Here is a 17,003-nt window from a genome sequence, read left to right as displayed (position 1 = left end):
CGCGCATAGGATGAGCGCGCAGCCGGGTGGGCGCGACGGAGCGTCCAGCGCGGTCCCCGCGGCTGCCTGACGAAAGGGCTGCGGGTGTTCGACGGCGTGGCAGGGGGCTCGGCTGGAGCGGGCGAGCCGACCGAGGCCGGCGCGCCGCGCGCTCGGGTCCTGGTCGTCGACGACGACGCGGCCCTCGCGGAGATGCTCTCGATCGTGCTGCGCAACGAGGGCTTCGAGCCGTTCTGGTGCGCGTACGGCGACAAGGCGCTGGCGTCGTTCCGCGAGAACCACCCCGACCTCGTGCTGCTCGACGTGATGCTGCCCGGCCGGGACGGGGTCGACGTCTGCCGCGACATCCGGGCGGAGTCCGGCGTCCCGATCGTCATGCTGACCGCCCGCACGGACACGATCGACGTCGTGGCGGGGCTGGAGGCCGGTGCCGACGACTACGTCTCCAAGCCGTTCAAGGCCAAGGAGCTGGTGGCCCGCATCCGGACCCGGCTCCGGCGCCTGCCGAGCGCGGTGGAGGAGGGCGAGCCGGACACCCTCGCCATCGGCGACCTCGTGATCAGCGTCGACGGGCACTCGGTCAAGCGCGACGGGGCGCCGATCGCGCTCACCCCGCTCGAGTTCGACCTGCTGCTCGCCCTGGCCCGCCGCCCCTGGCAGGTCTTCAGCCGCGAGGTGCTCCTGGAGCAGGTCTGGGGCTACCGGCACGCCGCCGACACCCGCCTCGTGAACGTGCACGTCCAGCGGCTCCGCTCCAAGATCGAGCGCGACCCGGAGCACCCCGAGATCGTGGTGACGGTCCGTGGCATCGGTTACAAGGCCGGCGAGCCCGTCCGCGCCTGAGGGCCGCGCCGCGGGGCTGGCCGCGCTCGCCCGGCGCACGGTCACCACCCGCTGGTGGCGCGCGCCCCTCGAGTGGTGGTCGTCCTCGCTGCCGCTGCGGGTGACGTCGACCGTCTTCCTCGCGTCGGTGGTCGTCCTCGTGCTCGGCGGGCTCCTGCTCATGCAGCAGGCGACGGCCGGCGTGCTGAGCGGCAAGCGCGAGAGCGCCTCCAACGAGGCGCGTCAGGCCGTCAGCCTCGCGCAGGGCCAGCTCAACGCCACCGACCTGTCGGGCGAGGTCAACGTCGACAAGATCCTCTACGACCTGGCCTTCGGCTTCGCCAACCGCTCGGGCGGCAGCCAGTACCAGGTGATCATCCTGGCGCGGGGGCAGACGATCACCGCGGGCGACGCGACCGCCGACAGCATCCCGAACAGCCTGCGCGCCCAGGTCGAGAACAGCCCGGACCTGTTCATCACCTCGACCCAGGTCGTCTACGACGACGACCGGCCCCCGGTCGCGGGGCTGGCCGCCGGGTCGGCGCTCACGCTGCCGGGCACGGGGCGCTACGGCATCTACCTGATCTTCCCGCTCACGCAGGAGGTCTCGACCCTCGCCGTCCTGCAGACGGCCGTCGTCAGCACCGGTGCGGTCCTCGTCCTGATGCTCACCCTCATCGCTGCCCTCGTCGCACGACAGGTCGTCGTGCCCGTGCGCGACGCCCGGCGCGCGGCCGAGAACCTCGCCTCGGGCAACCTCCACGACCGCATGCGGGTCCGCGGCCAGGACGACCTGGCGCGGCTGGCCACGTCGATGAACGACATGGCCGCGGAGATGGAGAAGCAGATCACCACCCTGTCGGAGCTGTCGCAGGTCCAGCAGCGCTTCGTCTCCGACGTCAGCCACGAGCTGCGCACGCCGCTGACCACCGTGCGGATGGCGGCCGAGGTCCTGCACGACGCCCGCGAGGAGTTCGACCCGGTGGCGGCGCGCTCGGCCGAGCTGCTGCAGACCGAGCTCGACCGCTTCGAGGTGCTGCTCAACGACCTGCTCGAGATCTCGCGCTTCGACGCCGGCGCCGTCGTCCTGACCCCCGTGCGCACCGACCTGCGCGGGGTCGTCGAGCGGGTGGTCGAGGCGCAGGAGCCGCTGGCCCGCGCCTACGGCGTGCCCGTGACCGCCCACGCCGAGGGCGACACCACCGCCGAGGTGGACGCCCGCCGGATCGAGCGGATCGTGCGCAACCTGATGACGAACGCGATCGAGCACAGCGAGGGCCGCCCCGTCGACGTGCTGCTCGCCGGGGACGACGAAGCCGTCGCCGTCGCGGTCCGCGACCACGGCGTCGGCTTCGAGGCCAGCCAGGCCAAGCAGGTCTTCCTGCGCTTCTGGCGCGCCGACCCGGCCCGGGCCCGTACGGTCGGGGGGACCGGCCTCGGCCTGGCCATCTCCATGGAGGACGCGAACCTGCACGGCGGCTGGCTGACGGCGCGGGGGCGCCCCGGCCTCGGGGCGCAGTTCCGGTTGACGGTGCCGCGCCGGGCCGGCGACGTGCTCCAGACCTCGCCGCTGCCGATGGCGCCGCGCGACCTCCCGCTGCTGCCCGTGCCCACCGACGACGACGAGACGCGCGTCGAGGAGCAGGTGCCGCTCGACGGACCGCCCTCGGTCGGCGCCCTCGCCGGCACCGGCTGGCAGCCCGGACGGGGTCCCGCATGACCGGCGTCCGGCGCTCGGGCGCCGTGCTCGTCGTGCTGCTCACGCTCCTGCTCGCGGGCTGCGTCGGCGTCCCGACCCAGGGTCCGGTCGAGCGCGTGGAGGGCCAGCAGCAGACCTGCCAGAACTGCGTGAACGTCGAGGTCTACCCGCCCTCGCCCGGCGACGACCCGCGCCAGGTCGTCGAGGGCTTCCTGCGGGCCAACGCCAACTACCAGTCCGGCTACTCGGTCGCCAAGCAGTACCTGACCCGCGAGTCCGCCCAGGAGTGGAAGCCCGAGGACGGCGTCACCGTCTACGACCTCGACGCGATCACCGTCAAGGACGACCGGGTCAGCCTCCGCGGTCGCACCGTCGGCCAGGTGGCGGCGGACCGGTCGTACGCGGTGCGCGGCGACGCCTTCGCTCAGACCTTCACCCTCGTGCGGCAGGACGGGGAGTGGCGCATCGACAAGCCCCCGGCCGGGCTCCTCGTCGCCGCCGACGCCTTCACGCGCAACTACTCGACGTACGACCTCTACTTCCTGGCCGACGGGCGCCCGGGCGACGGCCCGGGAGCCGTGCAGAGCCCGGTGCTGGTGCCCGACCCCATCTGGCTGCCCAAGTTCCGCAACCCGGGCCGGGTGGCCTCCGCCCTCGTCCGGGCGCTCCTCGTCGGGCCGACGTCGTGGCTGGCCCGGTCGGTCACCACGGCCATCCCGCCGGGCACGACGCTCAGCGTCGACTCGGTGACGATCACCGACGGCGTCGCCTCGGTGGCCCTCAGCGACAGCGTCCTCGCCCTGCCCGACGCGCAGCGCTCCCTGCTCGCCGCGCAGGTCGTCTACACGCTCAAGGAGGCGCTGGCCGTCCGCGGCGTGCTCATCACCGTCGACCAGCAGGGGTTCCGGGTACCCGAGAGCGACCCGACCACGCTGGTGGTGCCGACGACGGCCATCTCCTCCCAGCTCGACCCGGTGAGCCCCAACGCCGGCAACCAGCTCTACGTCGTCCGTGACGGCAAGGTGGTCCTGGTCGACGCCGACAGCGCCGAGCTGCGACCGTTCGGGGGCGACCTCGGTCGGGCTCCGGTGCGCTCGCTGGCCGTGTCGGTCACCGACACCGACCTGGCCGCGGTGACCGACGGCGGGACGCGGCTGGTCGAGGCGACGACGGCCGGCGCCGGCACCCGGGCGCGGACCGTGCTGTCGGGGGTCGACGGCCTCCTGAGACCCCAGTTCACCCGGTTCGGGGAGCTGTGGGCGCTGGGGCGCAAGGACGGCGTGCAACAGCTCTGGCGCGCCGCGGGCGGTCAGGCCAGGCCGGTGCTCGCCCCCGAGCTCGCGGGCCGCGACATCACGGCCATGAGCTTCTCGCCCGACGGCGTCCGGCTGGCGCTGGTCGAGCGCACCCGCAGCGGTTCCCGGCTGCTCGTGGCCCGCGTGACCCGGGGCGACAACGTCGAGGTCGAGGGGGTGCGCGTGCTGAGCACCACCCAGGCCGACACCCCGCAGCTGCGCCGGCTCAACGACGTCGGCTGGCTCGACGCGACCCACCTGCTGGTGCTGGGCTCGGCGACCGACAAGGAGGCGGCGGGTCCGTACGCGGTCAGCCAGGACGCCTCGAGCATCACCAACCAGGGCGAGGCCCTGGCCTGGGACCCCGTCAGCGTCGCGGTGCTGCTGCGCACCCAGTCCGCCATCCTGCTGAGCAGCAACGGCCAGACCTGGCGCGACCAGGGCACGACCTGGACCCCGTTCGTCAACAAGGTCTCGGCGGTGGCCTACCCGGGCTGAGCCGGTCAGCGTGCCGGACGTCCACAGGACGGTTCGCCGGCGCGTTGTCGTCCACAGGCGAGGGCGGGGGACCGGCCGGTCCGGCGCCCGCGCACCACGATCCGGGTGTGAGGTGGTCAGGAGCCGGGGCGGGGGCCGCGCCCGAGGAGGCCGTGGCCGTGGGCTGGCGCGCGGCGGCCGGTGACCTGCTGCTGGGGTCGCGCTGCCACGGCTGCCGGCGGCCCGCCTGGACGTTGTGCACCGCGTGCCGTGCGGCCCTCGACGCGGTGCGGCCCCGGCCGGCGCGCCCGGTGCCCTGCCCGGCCGGTTTCCCGCCGACCTGGACGGCCGGACCGTACGACGCCCTCGCCCGAGCGCTGGTGAGCGCGCACAAGGAACGTTCCGCCCTCGGCCTGACCCGCGTGCTCGGCGCGTCGCTCGCGCTCGCGGTGCTCGGGCTGCTCGACGGGCACGGGCTGCTCGACGAGGGGGGAGCGCGGGTGCTGCTGGTGCCGGTCCCGTCGTCGCGGCGGGCGGTGCGCGAGCGCGGGTTCGACGCGGGCCTCGCCCTGGCCCGTGCGGCCGCCCGACGGCTGCCGGCGGCGCGCGCGGCTCCCCTGCTGGTCCCGGCCCGGCGGGTCGCCGACCAGAGCGGGCTGGGCGCGGCCGAGCGGGAGGCGAACCTCGCCGGCGCGTTCCGGCCGGGCGCCGGTCCGGGGCGCCGGTGGGCCTTCGACGAGGTCCGGTCGCGGGGTGCGCGGGTGGTCGTCGTGGACGACGTGGTGACCAGCGGCGCGAGCCTCACGGAGGCGGTGCGGGCGCTGCGGGCGGGCGGGGTGCCGGTCCTCGGGGCGGCCACCGTGGCCGCCACGGTGCGCCGCCACCCCCCGCCGTCGGGGGCGGGCCCCGCCCTGCCGCCGGGGCGCCAGGGGGTCTAACGTCTGTGCATGGCGCCCCTGCTCCAGAACGGCACCGGAACGGACCACCCGGTTCGTCCGTGCTTCTGGGTGCGGGGGCTTCGTGGCGTCCGGCGCCGTGGCCGGTCCTGGCCCGAACCGCCAGACCTGCCCAGCCGTCGCCAGTCCGGGTTCCCGAGGAGAGGCGAGATCTGATGGATGTTGTCGTGAAGAGCCGGCACTGCACGGTGGCGGACGAGTTCCGCGCGCTGGCCGAGGAAAAGCTCGCCAGGCTCGAGAAGCTCGACACCCGGGTCATCCGGGTGGAGGTCGAGGTCACCGAGGAACCGAACAAGCGACAGCACGACCAGGCGCACTGCGTCGAGATCACGCTCCGGAGCAAGGGCCCGGTGGTGCGGGCCGAGGCCTCCAGCATCGACAAGAACGCGGCCCTCGACATGGCCGTCGACCGGGTCATGGCCCAGCTCCGCAAGGCTGCCGACCGCAAGAAGGTCCACCGCGGCCAGCACGCGCCGCAGTCGCTGCGCGTGGCGACTCCGCCCGACCTGGGCAGCGTCCCCGCCGCCGAGGACGACACCGAGAGCGACACCCGCGTGGTGGCCGGCATCGAGGTCCAGGGCGACGGCCCGCTCGTCGTGCGCGAGAAGAAGCACGCGGCGGAGCCCATGACCCTCGACCAGGCCCTGCTGGCCATGGAGCTGGTCGGGCACGACTTCTTCCTCTTCGTCGACGCCGACCACGACCTGCCGAGCGTGGTCTACCGCCGCCACGGCTACGACTACGGGGTCATCCGCCTCGAGACGGCCGACGCCGTCGCGCACGCGGGCTGACCCGGCCGTCCGGCCGCTTCGTCGGAGGCGACCACTAGCCTCTGGCGGGTGCCGACGGACAGCTCCAGACCCGAGCGCCTGAGCCCTGCGCTGGCGCGGCGCGTCGTGCTCGCCGCGCAGGGCTTCGGGCGGCCGGCGCTGGAGCGGCCGGTCGGGATGCGCGACGTCGCCGGGCTGGCGCGGCGGCTGGGGCAGTTCCAGATCGACTCGATCAACGTCGTCACGCGGGCCCACTTCGTGCCGACGTTCTCGCGGCTCGGGCCGTACGACCCGGCGCTGCTGGAGCGGGCCGCGTTCGCCGCGCCGCGGCGGCTCTTCGAGTACTGGGGCCACGCGGCGAGCCTGCTCGACGTCGAGCTGGAGCCGCTGCTGCGCTTCCGGATGAACGAGGGCGCCCACTCCTGGGGCGGCGTCGACCGCGTCGCCCGGGCCAACCCGGCGCTGGTCGAGCACGTCCGCCGCGAGGTCGCCGACCGCGGGCCGGTCAGCGCGCGCCAGCTCGAGGTCGAGGAGGCCGGCAGGGACCGCAGCCGGTGGGGCTGGAACTGGTCGGCGGTCAAGACCGTGCTCGAGTGGCTCTTCTACCTGGGCGAGGTGAGCTCGGCCTACCGCAACAGCCAGTTCGAGCGTGTGTACGACCTCCCCGACCGGGTCCTGCCCGCCGAGGTCCGGGCCCGGCCGACGCCGAGCGAGGAGGAGTCGGTGCGCGGCCTGGTCCGGCGGGCGGCGCTCGCGCTGGGCGTGGCCACCGAGCCCGCCCTGCGCGACTACTTCCGCACCCGGCCGGCGGCCACCCAGCAGGCGGTGGCCGAGCTGGTCGAGTCCGGCGAGCTGCGGCCGGTCCAGGTCGGCGACCAGGTCCGGCCGTGGTACCTGTGGCACGAGGCGCGGCTGCCACGCCGGGTGCACGCGCGGGCGGTGCTCAGCCCGTTCGACTCGCTGGTCTTCGAGCGGGCGCGACTCGAGGCCCTGTTCGACTTCGCCTACCGCATCGAGATCTACGTGCCCGAGCCCAAGCGGGCGTACGGCTACTACGTCTACCCGTTCCTGCTCGGCGACCGCTTCGTCGCCCGCGTCGACCTCAAGGCCGACCGGGCCCGCGGCGTCCTGCGGGTGGTGTCCGCGTGGGCGGAGGACCCCGCGGTGCACGGGCGCGAGACGGTCGAGGTCGCCGAGGAGCTGGCCGCCGAGCTCGCCTCCATGGCCGCGTGGCAGGGCCTGTCGGGCGTCGAGGTACTGCCTCGTGGCGACCTCGCTCCGGCCCTCGCGCTCGCGGTCAGAGGCAGCTGACGAGCTCGTCGAGCATCGGCCCGACCGCGCCGAGCGCGACCGACAGGTGGCCCTCGCCGTCGGGCAGGTGACCCGTCGCCCGCGGCAGCCGGGACGCCAGCCAGCGACCGTGGGCGGGCGGGACCATGAGGTCGTCCGACCCCTGCCAGACGAAGGTCGGGACCGTCACGTCGTCGGGTGCGAAGCCCCAGTCGCGGACGAGGGCCAGGTCGTCGTCGAGCCACCCGTCGACGCCGGTGCGCACCGACTCCCGCAGCGCGGCGGCGAGGTCCTCGCCGAACTCGGCGGTGAGCACGGCGCGGTCGGCGGGCGGCAGCAGCGACGCCATCGCGGCGACGATGCCGTCGGCCGAGACGTCGCGCAGCCCCTCGGCGTCGCGCTCCAGGTAGGCGCGCAGCGCGTCCTCCCCGGCGTACGCGGCCCCGAACTCCTCGTGGTTCTGCTCGCCCATCCCGGCGAGGAAGTCGAGGTCCGGAGCCGTCGAGGGTGCGGCGCCCGCGACCGTGAGGACGCCGGCCACCCGGTCCGGCAGCCGCGCACCCGCGGCCAGCGCGTGCGGCCCGCCGCCCGACCAGCCGGCCGTGACGCACCGTCCCGCCCCGAGGTGGTCGAGCAGCACGGCCACGTCGTCGGCGTCGTCGACGACGCGCCGGCCGGGGCGCCGGGTCGAGGACCCGTAGCCGGGCCGCGACCAGGTCACCAGCCGCAGGCCACGTTCCTGCGCCGCCCGCGACCAGGCGCGCAGCGGGACCGACGAGGCCGGCGTCCCGTGGTGGAAGAGGAGGGGGACGCCGTCCTCCGGTCCGGAGACGAGGACGTCGAGGTCGCGGCCGTCGGGCGTACGGAGGAGGGGCACGCGCTCATGGTGCCCGGGTCGTCCGTTCGCGCGGACGGCGGGCGTCGTGGGGCGGCTGGCCTACCATGGACGCGCGTCGGGGCGGACCGCCCGGGCGCTTCGACCTGCACGACCTAGTAGGGAGCCCGGATCTCGTGGCGTTGATGGACAGGCTGCTCCGTATCGGCGAGGGCAAGATCCTCAAGCAGCTCAAGGGGATGGCCAACCAGGTCAACTCCATCGAGGAGGACTTCGTCGCGATGAGCGACGACGAGCTCCAGGGTCAGACCGCCGACTTCCGTCAGCGCCACGAGAACGGCGAGACGCTGGAGTCGCTGCTGCCGGAGGCGTTCGCCACCGTCCGCGAGGCCAGCAAGCGCGTCCTCGGCAAGCGGCACTTCGACGTCCAGCTCATGGGCGGCGCGGCGCTGCACCTCGGCAACATCGCCGAGATGAAGACCGGTGAGGGCAAGACGCTGGTCGCGACGCTGCCCAGCTACCTCAACGCGATCACCGGCCGCGGCGTCCACGTCGTGACCGTGAACGACTACCTGGCCAAGTTCCAGTCGGAGCAGATGGGCCGCATCCACCACTTCCTCGGCATGGACGTGGGCGCGATCCTGTCGCAGATGACGCCGGCCGAGCGCCGCGCCGCGTACGCCGCCGACATCACCTACGGGACGAACAACGAGTTCGGCTTCGACTACCTGCGCGACAACATGGCGCTGAGCCTGGCCGACTGCGTGCAGCGCGAGCACCACTTCGCGATCGTCGACGAGGTCGACTCGATCCTCATCGACGAGGCCCGCACGCCGCTGATCATCTCCGGCCCGGCCGAGGACAGCCAGCGCTGGTACCCGACCTTCGCCACCCTCGTGAACCGTCTGCAGAAGGACGTGCACTACGAGGTCGACGAGAAGAAGCGCACCGTCGCGATCCTCGAGGCCGGCATCGACCAGGTCGAGGACCGCCTCGGCATCGACAACCTCTACGAGTCGGCGAACACGCCGCTGATCTCGTACCTGAACAACGCGATCAAGGCCAAGGAGCTCTTCAAGCTCGACCGCGACTACGTCAACCTCGACGGCGAGATCCTCATCGTCGACGAGCACACCGGGCGCACGCTGGTCGGCCGCCGCTACAACGAGGGCCTGCACCAGGCGATCGAGGCCAAGGAGAAGGTGCAGATCCGCGAGGAGTACCAGACCCTCGCCACCATCACGCTGCAGAACTTCTTCCGCATGTACGAGAAGCTCTCGGGCATGACGGGCACCGCCCTCACCGAGGCGGCGGAGTTCCAGAAGATCTACGGCCTGGGCGTCGTGCCGATCCCGACGAACAAGCCGATGGTCCGCGGCGACCAGCGCGACCTGATCTACCGCACCGAGGTCGCCAAGTTCGAGGCGATCGTCAAGGACGTCGCGGAGCGCCACGAGAAGGGTCAGCCGGTCCTGATCGGGACCGCCTCCGTCGCCAAGTCCGAGGTGCTCTCCCAGCTGCTCAAGAAGGAGGGCGTCAAGCACGAGGTGCTGAACGCCAAGCAGCACGAGCGCGAGGCCTCGATCATCGCGCTGGCCGGGCAGAAGGGCGCCGTCACCGTCGCCACGAACATGGCCGGCCGCGGCACCGACATCATCCTGGGCGGCAACGCGGAGTTCCTGGCCGACGCCGCCCTGCGGGCCGAGGGCATCGACCCGGTCGAGCACATCGACGAGTACGAGGAGCGCTACCCGAAGGTCCTCGAGTCGCTCGAGGAGCAGGTCAAGGGCGAGCACGAGGAGGTCGTCGACGCCGGCGGCCTCTACGTCGTCGGTTCCGAGCGCCACGAGTCGCGCCGCATCGACAACCAGCTCCGCGGCCGTTCCGGCCGCCAGGGCGACCCGGGCGAGAGCCGCTTCTACCTCTCCCTCGGCGACGACCTGATGCGGCTGTTCAAGTCCGACATCGTCGAGTGGGTGCTGCAGGCGCTGAACATCCCCGACGACCAGCCGATCGAGAACAAGCGGGTCAGCTCGTCGATCGCCAGCGCGCAGGCGCAGGTCGAGGCGCAGAACTTCGAGACCCGCAAGAACATCCTCAAGTACGACGACGTGATGAACCGTCAGCGTCACGCGGTCTACAGCGACCGGCGCAAGGTGCTCGAGGGCGCCGACGTCTCCGACCGGCTGCGGAACACCGTCGACACGGTCGTCGAGCAGTACGTCGTCGGCGCGACCGCCGGCTTCGCCGAGGACTGGGACCTCGAGCAGCTCTGGACCAACATGAGCACGCTCTACCCGGTCGGTCTCGACCGCGCCGAGTACGAGGCGCAGGACGACCTCGACCAGGCCACGCTGATCGCCGACTTCAAGGCCGACGCCGAGCGCGCGTACGACGCCCGCGAGGCCGAGCTCGGGGCCGAGGTCATGCGCGAGGTGGAGCGCCGCGTGCTGCTGACGGTCCTCGACCGCAAGTGGCGCGAGCACCTCTACGAGATGGACTACCTCCGCGAGGGCATCGGCCTGCGCGCGATGGCGCAGCGCGACCCGCTGGTCGAGTACCAGCGCGAGGGCGGCGACATGTTCAACGCCATGATGGAGGCGTTCATGGAGGAGGTCGTCGGCTTCGTCTTCCACCTGGACGTCCAGGTCGAGCCGGCCGAGCCCGCCGCCCAGGTGGGGGTCGTGGCCGGTGCCGACGGACGGGCCGTGCAGATCGGCAGCCGCGACGGTTCCGACGACGCGAGCACGAACGGGAACGGCCACCGCCACCTCACCGAGACCGGTCCCGACCCCGACGGGCCGGGCGTCGAGGTCACCGAGGTCGAGGAGGTCGTGCTCGACGAGCCCGAGCTCCAGACCGCGGGCGCCCGTCCGCAGATCCGGGCCAAGGGCCTCGAGCCGCAGGCCCGTCGCCGCATGACCTACTCCGCGCCCGACGAGACGGGCGAGGGGGCCACGGCCGCCTCGGACGACCCGTACGCCGGGGTCGGCCGGAACGCGCCCTGCCCCTGCGGCTCGGGCAAGAAGTTCAAGATGTGCCACGGGCGTTCCGGGAGCTGAACCGCGCTGCACAGGTCGCCGTGCTGTCGTGCGGGGGTGAGCGTCCGTGACACCCTCCTGCGCACGGCTCGCCGTGCAGCTCTCGCCTGCGTCGGGCTGATCCTGGCCGCCGCGCCCCTCGGGGCGTCGGCGGCCGACGCGCTTCGGAACCCGTCCCCGGCCCCGTCCGCCTCGCCGCGGGTGCCGGTCGCGTCGCTCGACCCCGAGGCCCAGGCCGCCGTGCTCGGCCCGCTGCGGGCCGCCGCCGGCGCGGTCGACGGGATCGGGCGCGGCGCCCTGGCCGCCGTCTACGGCGGCGTCACGATCGACGCCGACGCGCGCCGGGTCGACGTCTGGCTGACCGACACCAGCCGCGCCCCCGACCTGCTCGACCTCGCCCGCGTGCGCGACCCGGGCCTGGTCACCGGGCAGGTCGTCGTCCACCGCGCCGCCGTCCCGCTCGTCACGCTCGACCGGGCCAGCCGGGCCGCCATGGCGCTGCGCGTCCGTGGCGAGGACGCCCCATACGCCGCCCACCCCGCCGACGACGCGTCGGGCGTCGTGCTCGAGGTCGCCCGCCCGGCCCGCTGGTCGGGCGTCGCCGGCCCCGAGGGCGTCCCCCTGACCGTCGTCGCCGGCACGCCGCGCCAGCCGCACGACTGGGACGCGGTCAAGTGGCACGACTCCGCGCCCTTCATCGGCGGCGACGTGCTCACCCCCGACGGGAAGCGCTACTGCACGGCGGGGCTGCCGGCGGTCCGCAGGTCCGACGGGCGGGCGGTCATGGTCACGGCGGCGCACTGCTTCGCCCAGGGCCAGCGGGTGCGCACCGGCGCGGGCGCGACCTGGGACTACGGCAACGGGCGCACCGGGCACCACGTCGGCACGGTGACCGCGCTGAACCGCACCTGGGACGCGGAGACCCTGGTCGGCGCCGACGACAACGCGGACGAGAGCGACACGTCGGGGTGGAAGCCGCTGACCAGCGTCGCCTACTCCTACCGCGGCGACTACGTCTGCCACTCGGGTGCCAAGTCGGCCGCCAAGGGCCACCCCACGCCGTGCGGGATCAAGGTCACCGACGACGACCTGTGGTTCCGCGAGGGCGGGCACGACGTCCGCGGGGTCGAGGGCGTCGACGTCCACGGCTGGGGCTCCGTCGGTGGCGACAGCGGGGGCACCGTGTTCGCGGTCGAGCCGCACGGCGAGCGCCAGCTGCGGGGGATGGTCTCCAGCGGCGGTGACGACGGCACCGCCGACCAGCGGCGGGTGGACTGGCCGGAGGCGGTCGACGTCTTCCGCGCCTTCCAGCTGAAGCTGAACCCCACCACCTGAGCCCCGGCGCGAGAGGCGCGCCGGACGCCGGTGTTGTCCGTCTCGCGCCGGTGTGGGCCGTCGGTGCGGAGCTCTTCCCGCCGGGCCGGTCGCTCCCGCAGGGTGGCGCGGTGACCACGTCGCCCGCCGTCCGCGTCCTGCCTGCGACCCGGCCCGAAGCCAGGACCTGGCTCGTCGGGACCGCGCGCGCCACCCCGCCGACGGCTCCGCCGCCGGAGACGCCGAGGCCGGAGCCGGGGCGCGTCGAGGTCGCGGGTCGGGGCTGGGGCGTCGGCCCCGCCGCCCACCTCCCGGATGCGACGCGCTGGGCGGCCTGGTGCGCGCTGGCGCTCGCCGAGGCCGCCCTCGGCCGGCGGCCCGCGACGCAGCTCGCCGGCTGGGTCAGCCCCCAGGTGCTCGCTGGGCTGGCCCGGCGCCAGCGGCTGCGCCCGGCCGGCCCGCCCGCACCCCGCACGGTGCTGCTGTCCGGGCGGGTGCAGCACCCCGCGGCTCAGGTGGCCGAGGTCAGCGCGGTGCTGCGCACGGGCGCCCGGCTGCTGGTGCTCGCCTTCCGGCTCGAGGGCGCGGACGGGCGGTGGGTGTGCACCGCGCTGGAGGCCGGCCTCACGCCGGGTCGTCGGGCGGGAGCGTCACCCCGAAGCCCAGCAGCGCCAGCCGCAGCAGCACCGGGCCCGGGCGCAGGAACTCGGTGATCTTGGCCGCGGTGAGCACGTCCAGCTCGGCGACCCGGGCGGGGTACGCGGCCCCGCCCCCGGCGCGCGCCCGCTGCAGGGCGGCGGTGTTGTGCCAGACCTTCTCGCGCGACTCGCGCAGGAACCGTCGGGAGGCCCACCGGTTCGCCGGGGCCAGCACGCGGTCGACGCCCCGGGTCTTCCAGCCGAGGTCGGCGTCCTCGGCCCGCACCCGGGCGAAGAGGACCTCGTCGATGCGCTGGTGGTCGCGGTCGCGAGCCTGGAGCAGGCCGGGGTCGGCGAAGTCGTCGTCGCTGACGACGGCGGCGACGGACTGGGGCAGGTCGAAGTTGATGTGGGCGTTCATCGCGAGCAGCAGGTGGCCGAGCGGGTGCATCGCGGGGTCCGCGCCGAAGGCGAGCCGCCACGGCCTGGGCACCTCGCCGCCCGCGAGGTCGGCGTCGTGGGCGCGCAGGAACAGATCGGCGAAGACCTCGTCCCACTCACTCACCCACGCCGGGTCCTCGAAGTGGCCGGCGGCGACGGCGTCGGCCACGGCGTCGGTCACCCGGGCGTACACCCCCAGGAACGTCGCCCGGTGCGCCGCCCTCGGCGGCAGGGACCCGAGCCGTTCCCGCAGGGCGGCCGCGACCTCCCGGACCTGCGTCGGATCACCGACGGTCACTGCACCGCCCGGAACCGGATCCGGCCGCCGACGGGGACCTGTCCGACGCGGTCGAGGTCGTGCCGCGCGACGACGGCGACGACCGGGTAGCCGCCGGTGACGGGGTGGTCGGCGGTGAAGAGGACCGGCTGGCCGTTCGGGGGGACCTGGACCGAGCCGGGCACCGTGCCCTCGCTCGGCAGCTCCTCGTCCCGCGACCGTTCCAGGGCGTGCTCCCCGGCCAGGCGCAGGCCGACCCGGTTCGAGCGCGGCGTGACGGTCCACTCCTGGCCGACGAACGTCGCCAGCGCGGCGGTGTCGAACCAGTCGTCCCGCGGCCCGAGCAGGACGTCCACCGTGGTCACCTCGCCGGGTGCGGGCAGGGCCGGTCCGGGCTCCGGGACCGCGGCGACCGCCGTCTCGTGGAGGTCCCCGACGGCGAGCACGGTCCCGGCCCGCAGCGGCGGCGGCCCGACGCCGGACAGCACGTCGGTCGAGCGGCTGCCGAGCACCGGCTCGGCGTCGACGCCGCCGCGGACGGCGAGGTAGGCGACCATCCCGTGCTCCGGCGTGCCGAGGTCGAGCTCGTCGCCGTCGTCCAGCCCGACGGCCCGGTCGCCCTCGACCCCGGGACCGTGCGCGCCGGTGACCGCGACGACGAGGTCGCCCCGCGCCCGGACGACCAGTCCGCCGCCGGCGACCTCGAGGGCTGCGGCGCCCGGCGGGTTGCCCACGAGCCGGTTCGCGCGGCGCAGCGCCCCGCGGTCCACCGCGCCCGAGCGGGCGACGCCCTGGCTGGCGCGGTCCGGCCGGCCGAGGTCGGCGACCACGCCGAGGGCTCCGGGGGCGAGCACCTCCAGCGCACGCTCGCCGGCGGCGGGCGCGGCCGGGGGAGCGCTCGTCGGCGTCGGCCGCTCGAGCGCGTCGGGACCGGCGTCGACGAACCGCACCCGCATGCCCGGCGCCAGCAGGGCCGGCTCCTCGCGGCCCAGGTCCCACATCGTCGCGGCGGTCCGGCCGACGAGCTGCCAGCCGCCGGGGCTCACCCGCGGGTACACCCCGCTGAACGGTCCGGCGAGGCCGACCGACCCGGCCGGGATGCTGGTCCGCGGCTCGGAGCGCCGGGGCACGTCGAGCGCCGGGTCGCCCCCGGACAGGTACGCGAACCCGGGCGCGAAGCCCGTGAACGCCACGGTCCACGGCGTCGCCGTGTGCCGGCGCACGACCTCGTCCGGCGCCAGCCCGCAGAGCCGGGCGACCTCCTCCAGGTCGGCGCCGTCGTAGCAGACGGCCACCTCGACGAGGGGGCCGTCGGCGACGCCCGCCGCCGTCAGCGGACGACCGCGCAGGTCGGCGGTCAGCGCCTCGGCGGTGACCACGGCGGGGTCGAACCGCACGAGGACGGTCCGGGCGGCGGGCACCAGCTCGCGCACGCCCGCCGGCGGGGCGGCGCTCAGGGCGCCGAACAGGGCCAGGGCCTCGTCCAGGTCCGCGACCTCGGCGAGCAGCCCGTCCGACCCGGCCCGTAGGACCCGTACGCGCTCCGTCACCGCCGCGCCGTCGCTCAGGCGGCCCGGGGCGCGGCGGCGAAGGACCGGAGCTCGACCCCGGCCGCGGTCAGCGCCGCGCGCACCGCCTGCGCCATCGCGACGGCGCCGGGGGAGTCGCCGTGCACGCAGATGGACCCGGCCTCGATCCGCACGGTGCTGCCGTCGACGGCCTGGAGGGACCCGGTCCGCGCCAGGGTCACCATCCGCTGCGCGACCTCGTCGGCGTCGTGCAGCACCGACCCCGGCTCGCGCCGGCTCACCAGCGCGCCCTCCGGGGTGTACGCGCGGTCGGCGAAGGCCTCGGCGACCACGCCCAGCCCGGCCTCCCGGGCCCGGTCCAGCAGGGGGGAGCCGGCGAGCCCGACGAGCGGCAGGTCGGCGTCGTACGCCCCGACCGCCTCGATCACCGCGCGGGCGTGCTTCGCGCCGGCGCCGTCCGCGTCGGCGATGGTGTTGTAAAGCGCGCCGTGCGGCTTCACGTAGCCGATCCGGGCACCGAGGGTGCGGCAGAGGCCGGCCAGCGCACCGATCTGGTAGACGACGTCGCCGACCAGCTCCGTCTCGGTCGCGTCGACGTAGCGGCGCCCGAAGCCGGCGAGGTCGCGGTAGGACACGTGGGCGCCCACGGCCACGTCGTGCTCGAGCGCCGTGCGAACCGTCGCGGCCATGGTCGCGGGGTCCCCGGCGTGGAAGCCGCAGGCCACGTTGGCGCTGGTCACCGCCGCGATCACCGCGGCGTCGTCGCCCAGCGACCAGCGGCCGAAGCCCTCGCCGACGTCGGAGTTCAGGTCCATCCGTGCACCCGCGTCCACGCCCACCTCGCGCTCCTCGTCCTCACCCGATCGTTGAACGATCGCACACGATCCCGACGGCGTCACACGCTGGTAACGTCCGAGGCGTGAGCGCGCAGGTCTCGGCCACGGTCGACCCCGAGGCTCCGTCGACCGCGACGGACCAGGCGGGCCGGGCCCGGCGGGCCGCCGACCACGTCCGCCAGGACATCCTGTCCGGCGTGCACCGGGTCGGTACGCGGCTCTCCGAGCCCCGCATCTCCCACGACCTCGGCGTCTCGCGCAACACCCTGCGCGAGGCGTTCCGGATGCTCGCCGAGGAGCGGCTGGTGGTCCACCAGCTCAACCGCGGCGTCTTCGTCCGCGTCCCCACCGTGCGCGACGTCTCCGAGCTGTACGACGTCCGCCGCCTCGTCGAGTGCGCCGCCGTCGCCACGCACCCCGGCGGCCGGGCCGGGCTCGAGCGGGTCGCGGCCACGCTGACGCAGGCCGACCGTGCGGCCCGCGCCGAGGACTGGGTCGGTGTCGGCACGGCGGACATCGACTTCCACCGCGAGCTCACCGCGCTCGGCAGCACGCGCATCGTCGCCCTCATGCAGAGCGTCTGGAACGAGATGCGGCTCGCCTTCCACGTCGTCGCGCGCCCCGACGCCTTCCACGGCTCCTACCTGACCCGCAACCACGCGATCCTCGACGCCACGGCCGACCAGGGCGGTCCGGCCGGCGCGGCGATGCTGCGCGCCTACCTCGACGAGGCCGAGTCCCAGGTGCTCGAGGCCTACCGCTCCCGCGGCTTCGCCTGAGCCG

14 protein-coding genes are annotated in these 17,003 nt (G+C 74.8%); 10 read left to right on the top strand and 4 right to left on the bottom strand.

Annotated elements, in window-relative coordinates; translation table 11 throughout:
• Positions 1-96: 96 nt before the first annotated feature.
• From mtrA to BMY04_RS13220, 6 genes are all read left to right on the top strand, one after another.
• Positions 97-843, top strand: a complete 747-nt coding sequence (gene mtrA, locus BMY04_RS13245) for an MtrAB system response regulator MtrA (RefSeq protein ID WP_269766221.1) — start codon at positions 97-99, stop codon at positions 841-843.
• Positions 803-2,542, top strand: a complete 1,740-nt coding sequence (gene mtrB, locus BMY04_RS13240) for an MtrAB system histidine kinase MtrB (protein ID WP_232506382.1) — start codon at positions 803-805, stop codon at positions 2,540-2,542. Before mtrA ends, mtrB begins: the two co-directional genes overlap by 41 nt.
• Entirely contained in the window at positions 2,539-4,314 is a 1,776-nt protein-coding gene (locus BMY04_RS13235) for an LpqB family beta-propeller domain-containing protein (RefSeq protein WP_091181206.1), read from the top strand. Before mtrB ends, BMY04_RS13235 begins: the two co-directional genes overlap by 4 nt.
• A 107-nt stretch (positions 4,315-4,421) precedes the next feature.
• Positions 4,422-5,231 carry a ComF family protein gene (locus BMY04_RS13230; protein WP_198410138.1) on the top strand — a complete coding sequence of 270 codons (810 nt, stop codon included), beginning with the start codon at positions 4,422-4,424 and terminating at the stop codon, positions 5,229-5,231.
• A 173-nt stretch (positions 5,232-5,404) separates the two neighbouring features.
• Complete coding sequence (gene hpf, locus BMY04_RS13225) at positions 5,405-6,040, top strand: ribosome hibernation-promoting factor, HPF/YfiA family (protein ID WP_091181203.1); 636 nt, start codon at positions 5,405-5,407, stop codon at positions 6,038-6,040.
• A gap of 48 nt (positions 6,041-6,088) precedes the next feature.
• Positions 6,089-7,330, top strand: a complete 1,242-nt coding sequence (locus BMY04_RS13220) for a winged helix-turn-helix domain-containing protein (RefSeq protein WP_232506381.1) — start codon at positions 6,089-6,091, stop codon at positions 7,328-7,330.
• On the opposite strand, the gene BMY04_RS13215 is transcribed toward BMY04_RS13220, so the two are convergent.
• The gene (locus BMY04_RS13215) at positions 7,317-8,186 is read right to left on the bottom strand and encodes an alpha/beta fold hydrolase (RefSeq protein WP_091181199.1); all 870 of its coding nucleotides are present in this window, start codon (positions 8,184-8,186) and stop codon (positions 7,317-7,319) included. The genes BMY04_RS13220 and BMY04_RS13215 overlap by 14 nt on opposite strands.
• Before the next feature lie 134 nt (positions 8,187-8,320).
• On the opposite strand from BMY04_RS13215, the gene secA reads away from it, so the two are divergent.
• From secA to BMY04_RS22375, 3 genes are all read left to right on the top strand, one after another.
• Positions 8,321-11,206 carry a preprotein translocase subunit SecA gene (secA, locus tag BMY04_RS13210; protein WP_170854139.1) on the top strand — a complete coding sequence of 962 codons (2,886 nt, stop codon included), beginning with the start codon at positions 8,321-8,323 and terminating at the stop codon, positions 11,204-11,206.
• 36 nt (positions 11,207-11,242) lie between these two features.
• Complete coding sequence (locus BMY04_RS13205) at positions 11,243-12,520, top strand: chymotrypsin family serine protease (RefSeq protein WP_091181194.1); 1,278 nt, start codon at positions 11,243-11,245, stop codon at positions 12,518-12,520.
• A gap of 110 nt (positions 12,521-12,630) precedes the next feature.
• Positions 12,631-13,212 (top strand): Rv3235 family protein, encoded by a 582-nt coding sequence (locus tag BMY04_RS22375; RefSeq protein ID WP_139209847.1) that lies wholly within the window; start codon positions 12,631-12,633, stop codon positions 13,210-13,212.
• Here the strand turns inward: BMY04_RS22375 and BMY04_RS13200 are convergent.
• From BMY04_RS13200 to BMY04_RS13190, 3 genes are read right to left on the bottom strand one after another with little or no spacing between them, the layout of a single operon-like run.
• Positions 13,124-13,876 (bottom strand): DUF5995 family protein, encoded by a 753-nt coding sequence (locus BMY04_RS13200; RefSeq protein WP_091181190.1) that lies wholly within the window; start codon positions 13,874-13,876, stop codon positions 13,124-13,126. The genes BMY04_RS22375 and BMY04_RS13200 overlap by 89 nt on opposite strands.
• On the bottom strand, positions 13,873-15,405 hold the full coding sequence (locus tag BMY04_RS13195; RefSeq protein ID WP_091181187.1) for a 5-oxoprolinase subunit B/C family protein: 1,533 nt from the start codon (positions 15,403-15,405) through the stop codon (positions 13,873-13,875). The genes BMY04_RS13200 and BMY04_RS13195 overlap by 4 nt, the downstream gene beginning before the upstream one ends.
• 14 nt (positions 15,406-15,419) lie before the next feature.
• A complete protein-coding gene (locus BMY04_RS13190; protein WP_091181722.1) occupies positions 15,420-16,199 on the bottom strand; it encodes a LamB/YcsF family protein in 780 nt (259 codons plus the stop codon).
• A gap of 104 nt (positions 16,200-16,303) precedes the next feature.
• Here BMY04_RS13190 and BMY04_RS13185 point away from each other — a divergent pair, with 104 nt between their 5' ends.
• Positions 16,304-16,999: a GntR family transcriptional regulator gene (locus tag BMY04_RS13185; protein ID WP_091181184.1), complete on the top strand. Its 696-nt coding sequence runs from the start codon at positions 16,304-16,306 to the stop codon at positions 16,997-16,999.
• Positions 17,000-17,003: the final 4 nt, after the last annotated feature.

The sequence above is a fragment of the Microlunatus flavus genome (genome assembly GCF_900110855.1).
Lineage (GTDB): Bacteria > Actinomycetota > Actinomycetes > Propionibacteriales > Propionibacteriaceae > Microlunatus > Microlunatus flavus.
This window is presented reverse-complemented; position numbering and strand designations above follow the sequence as displayed.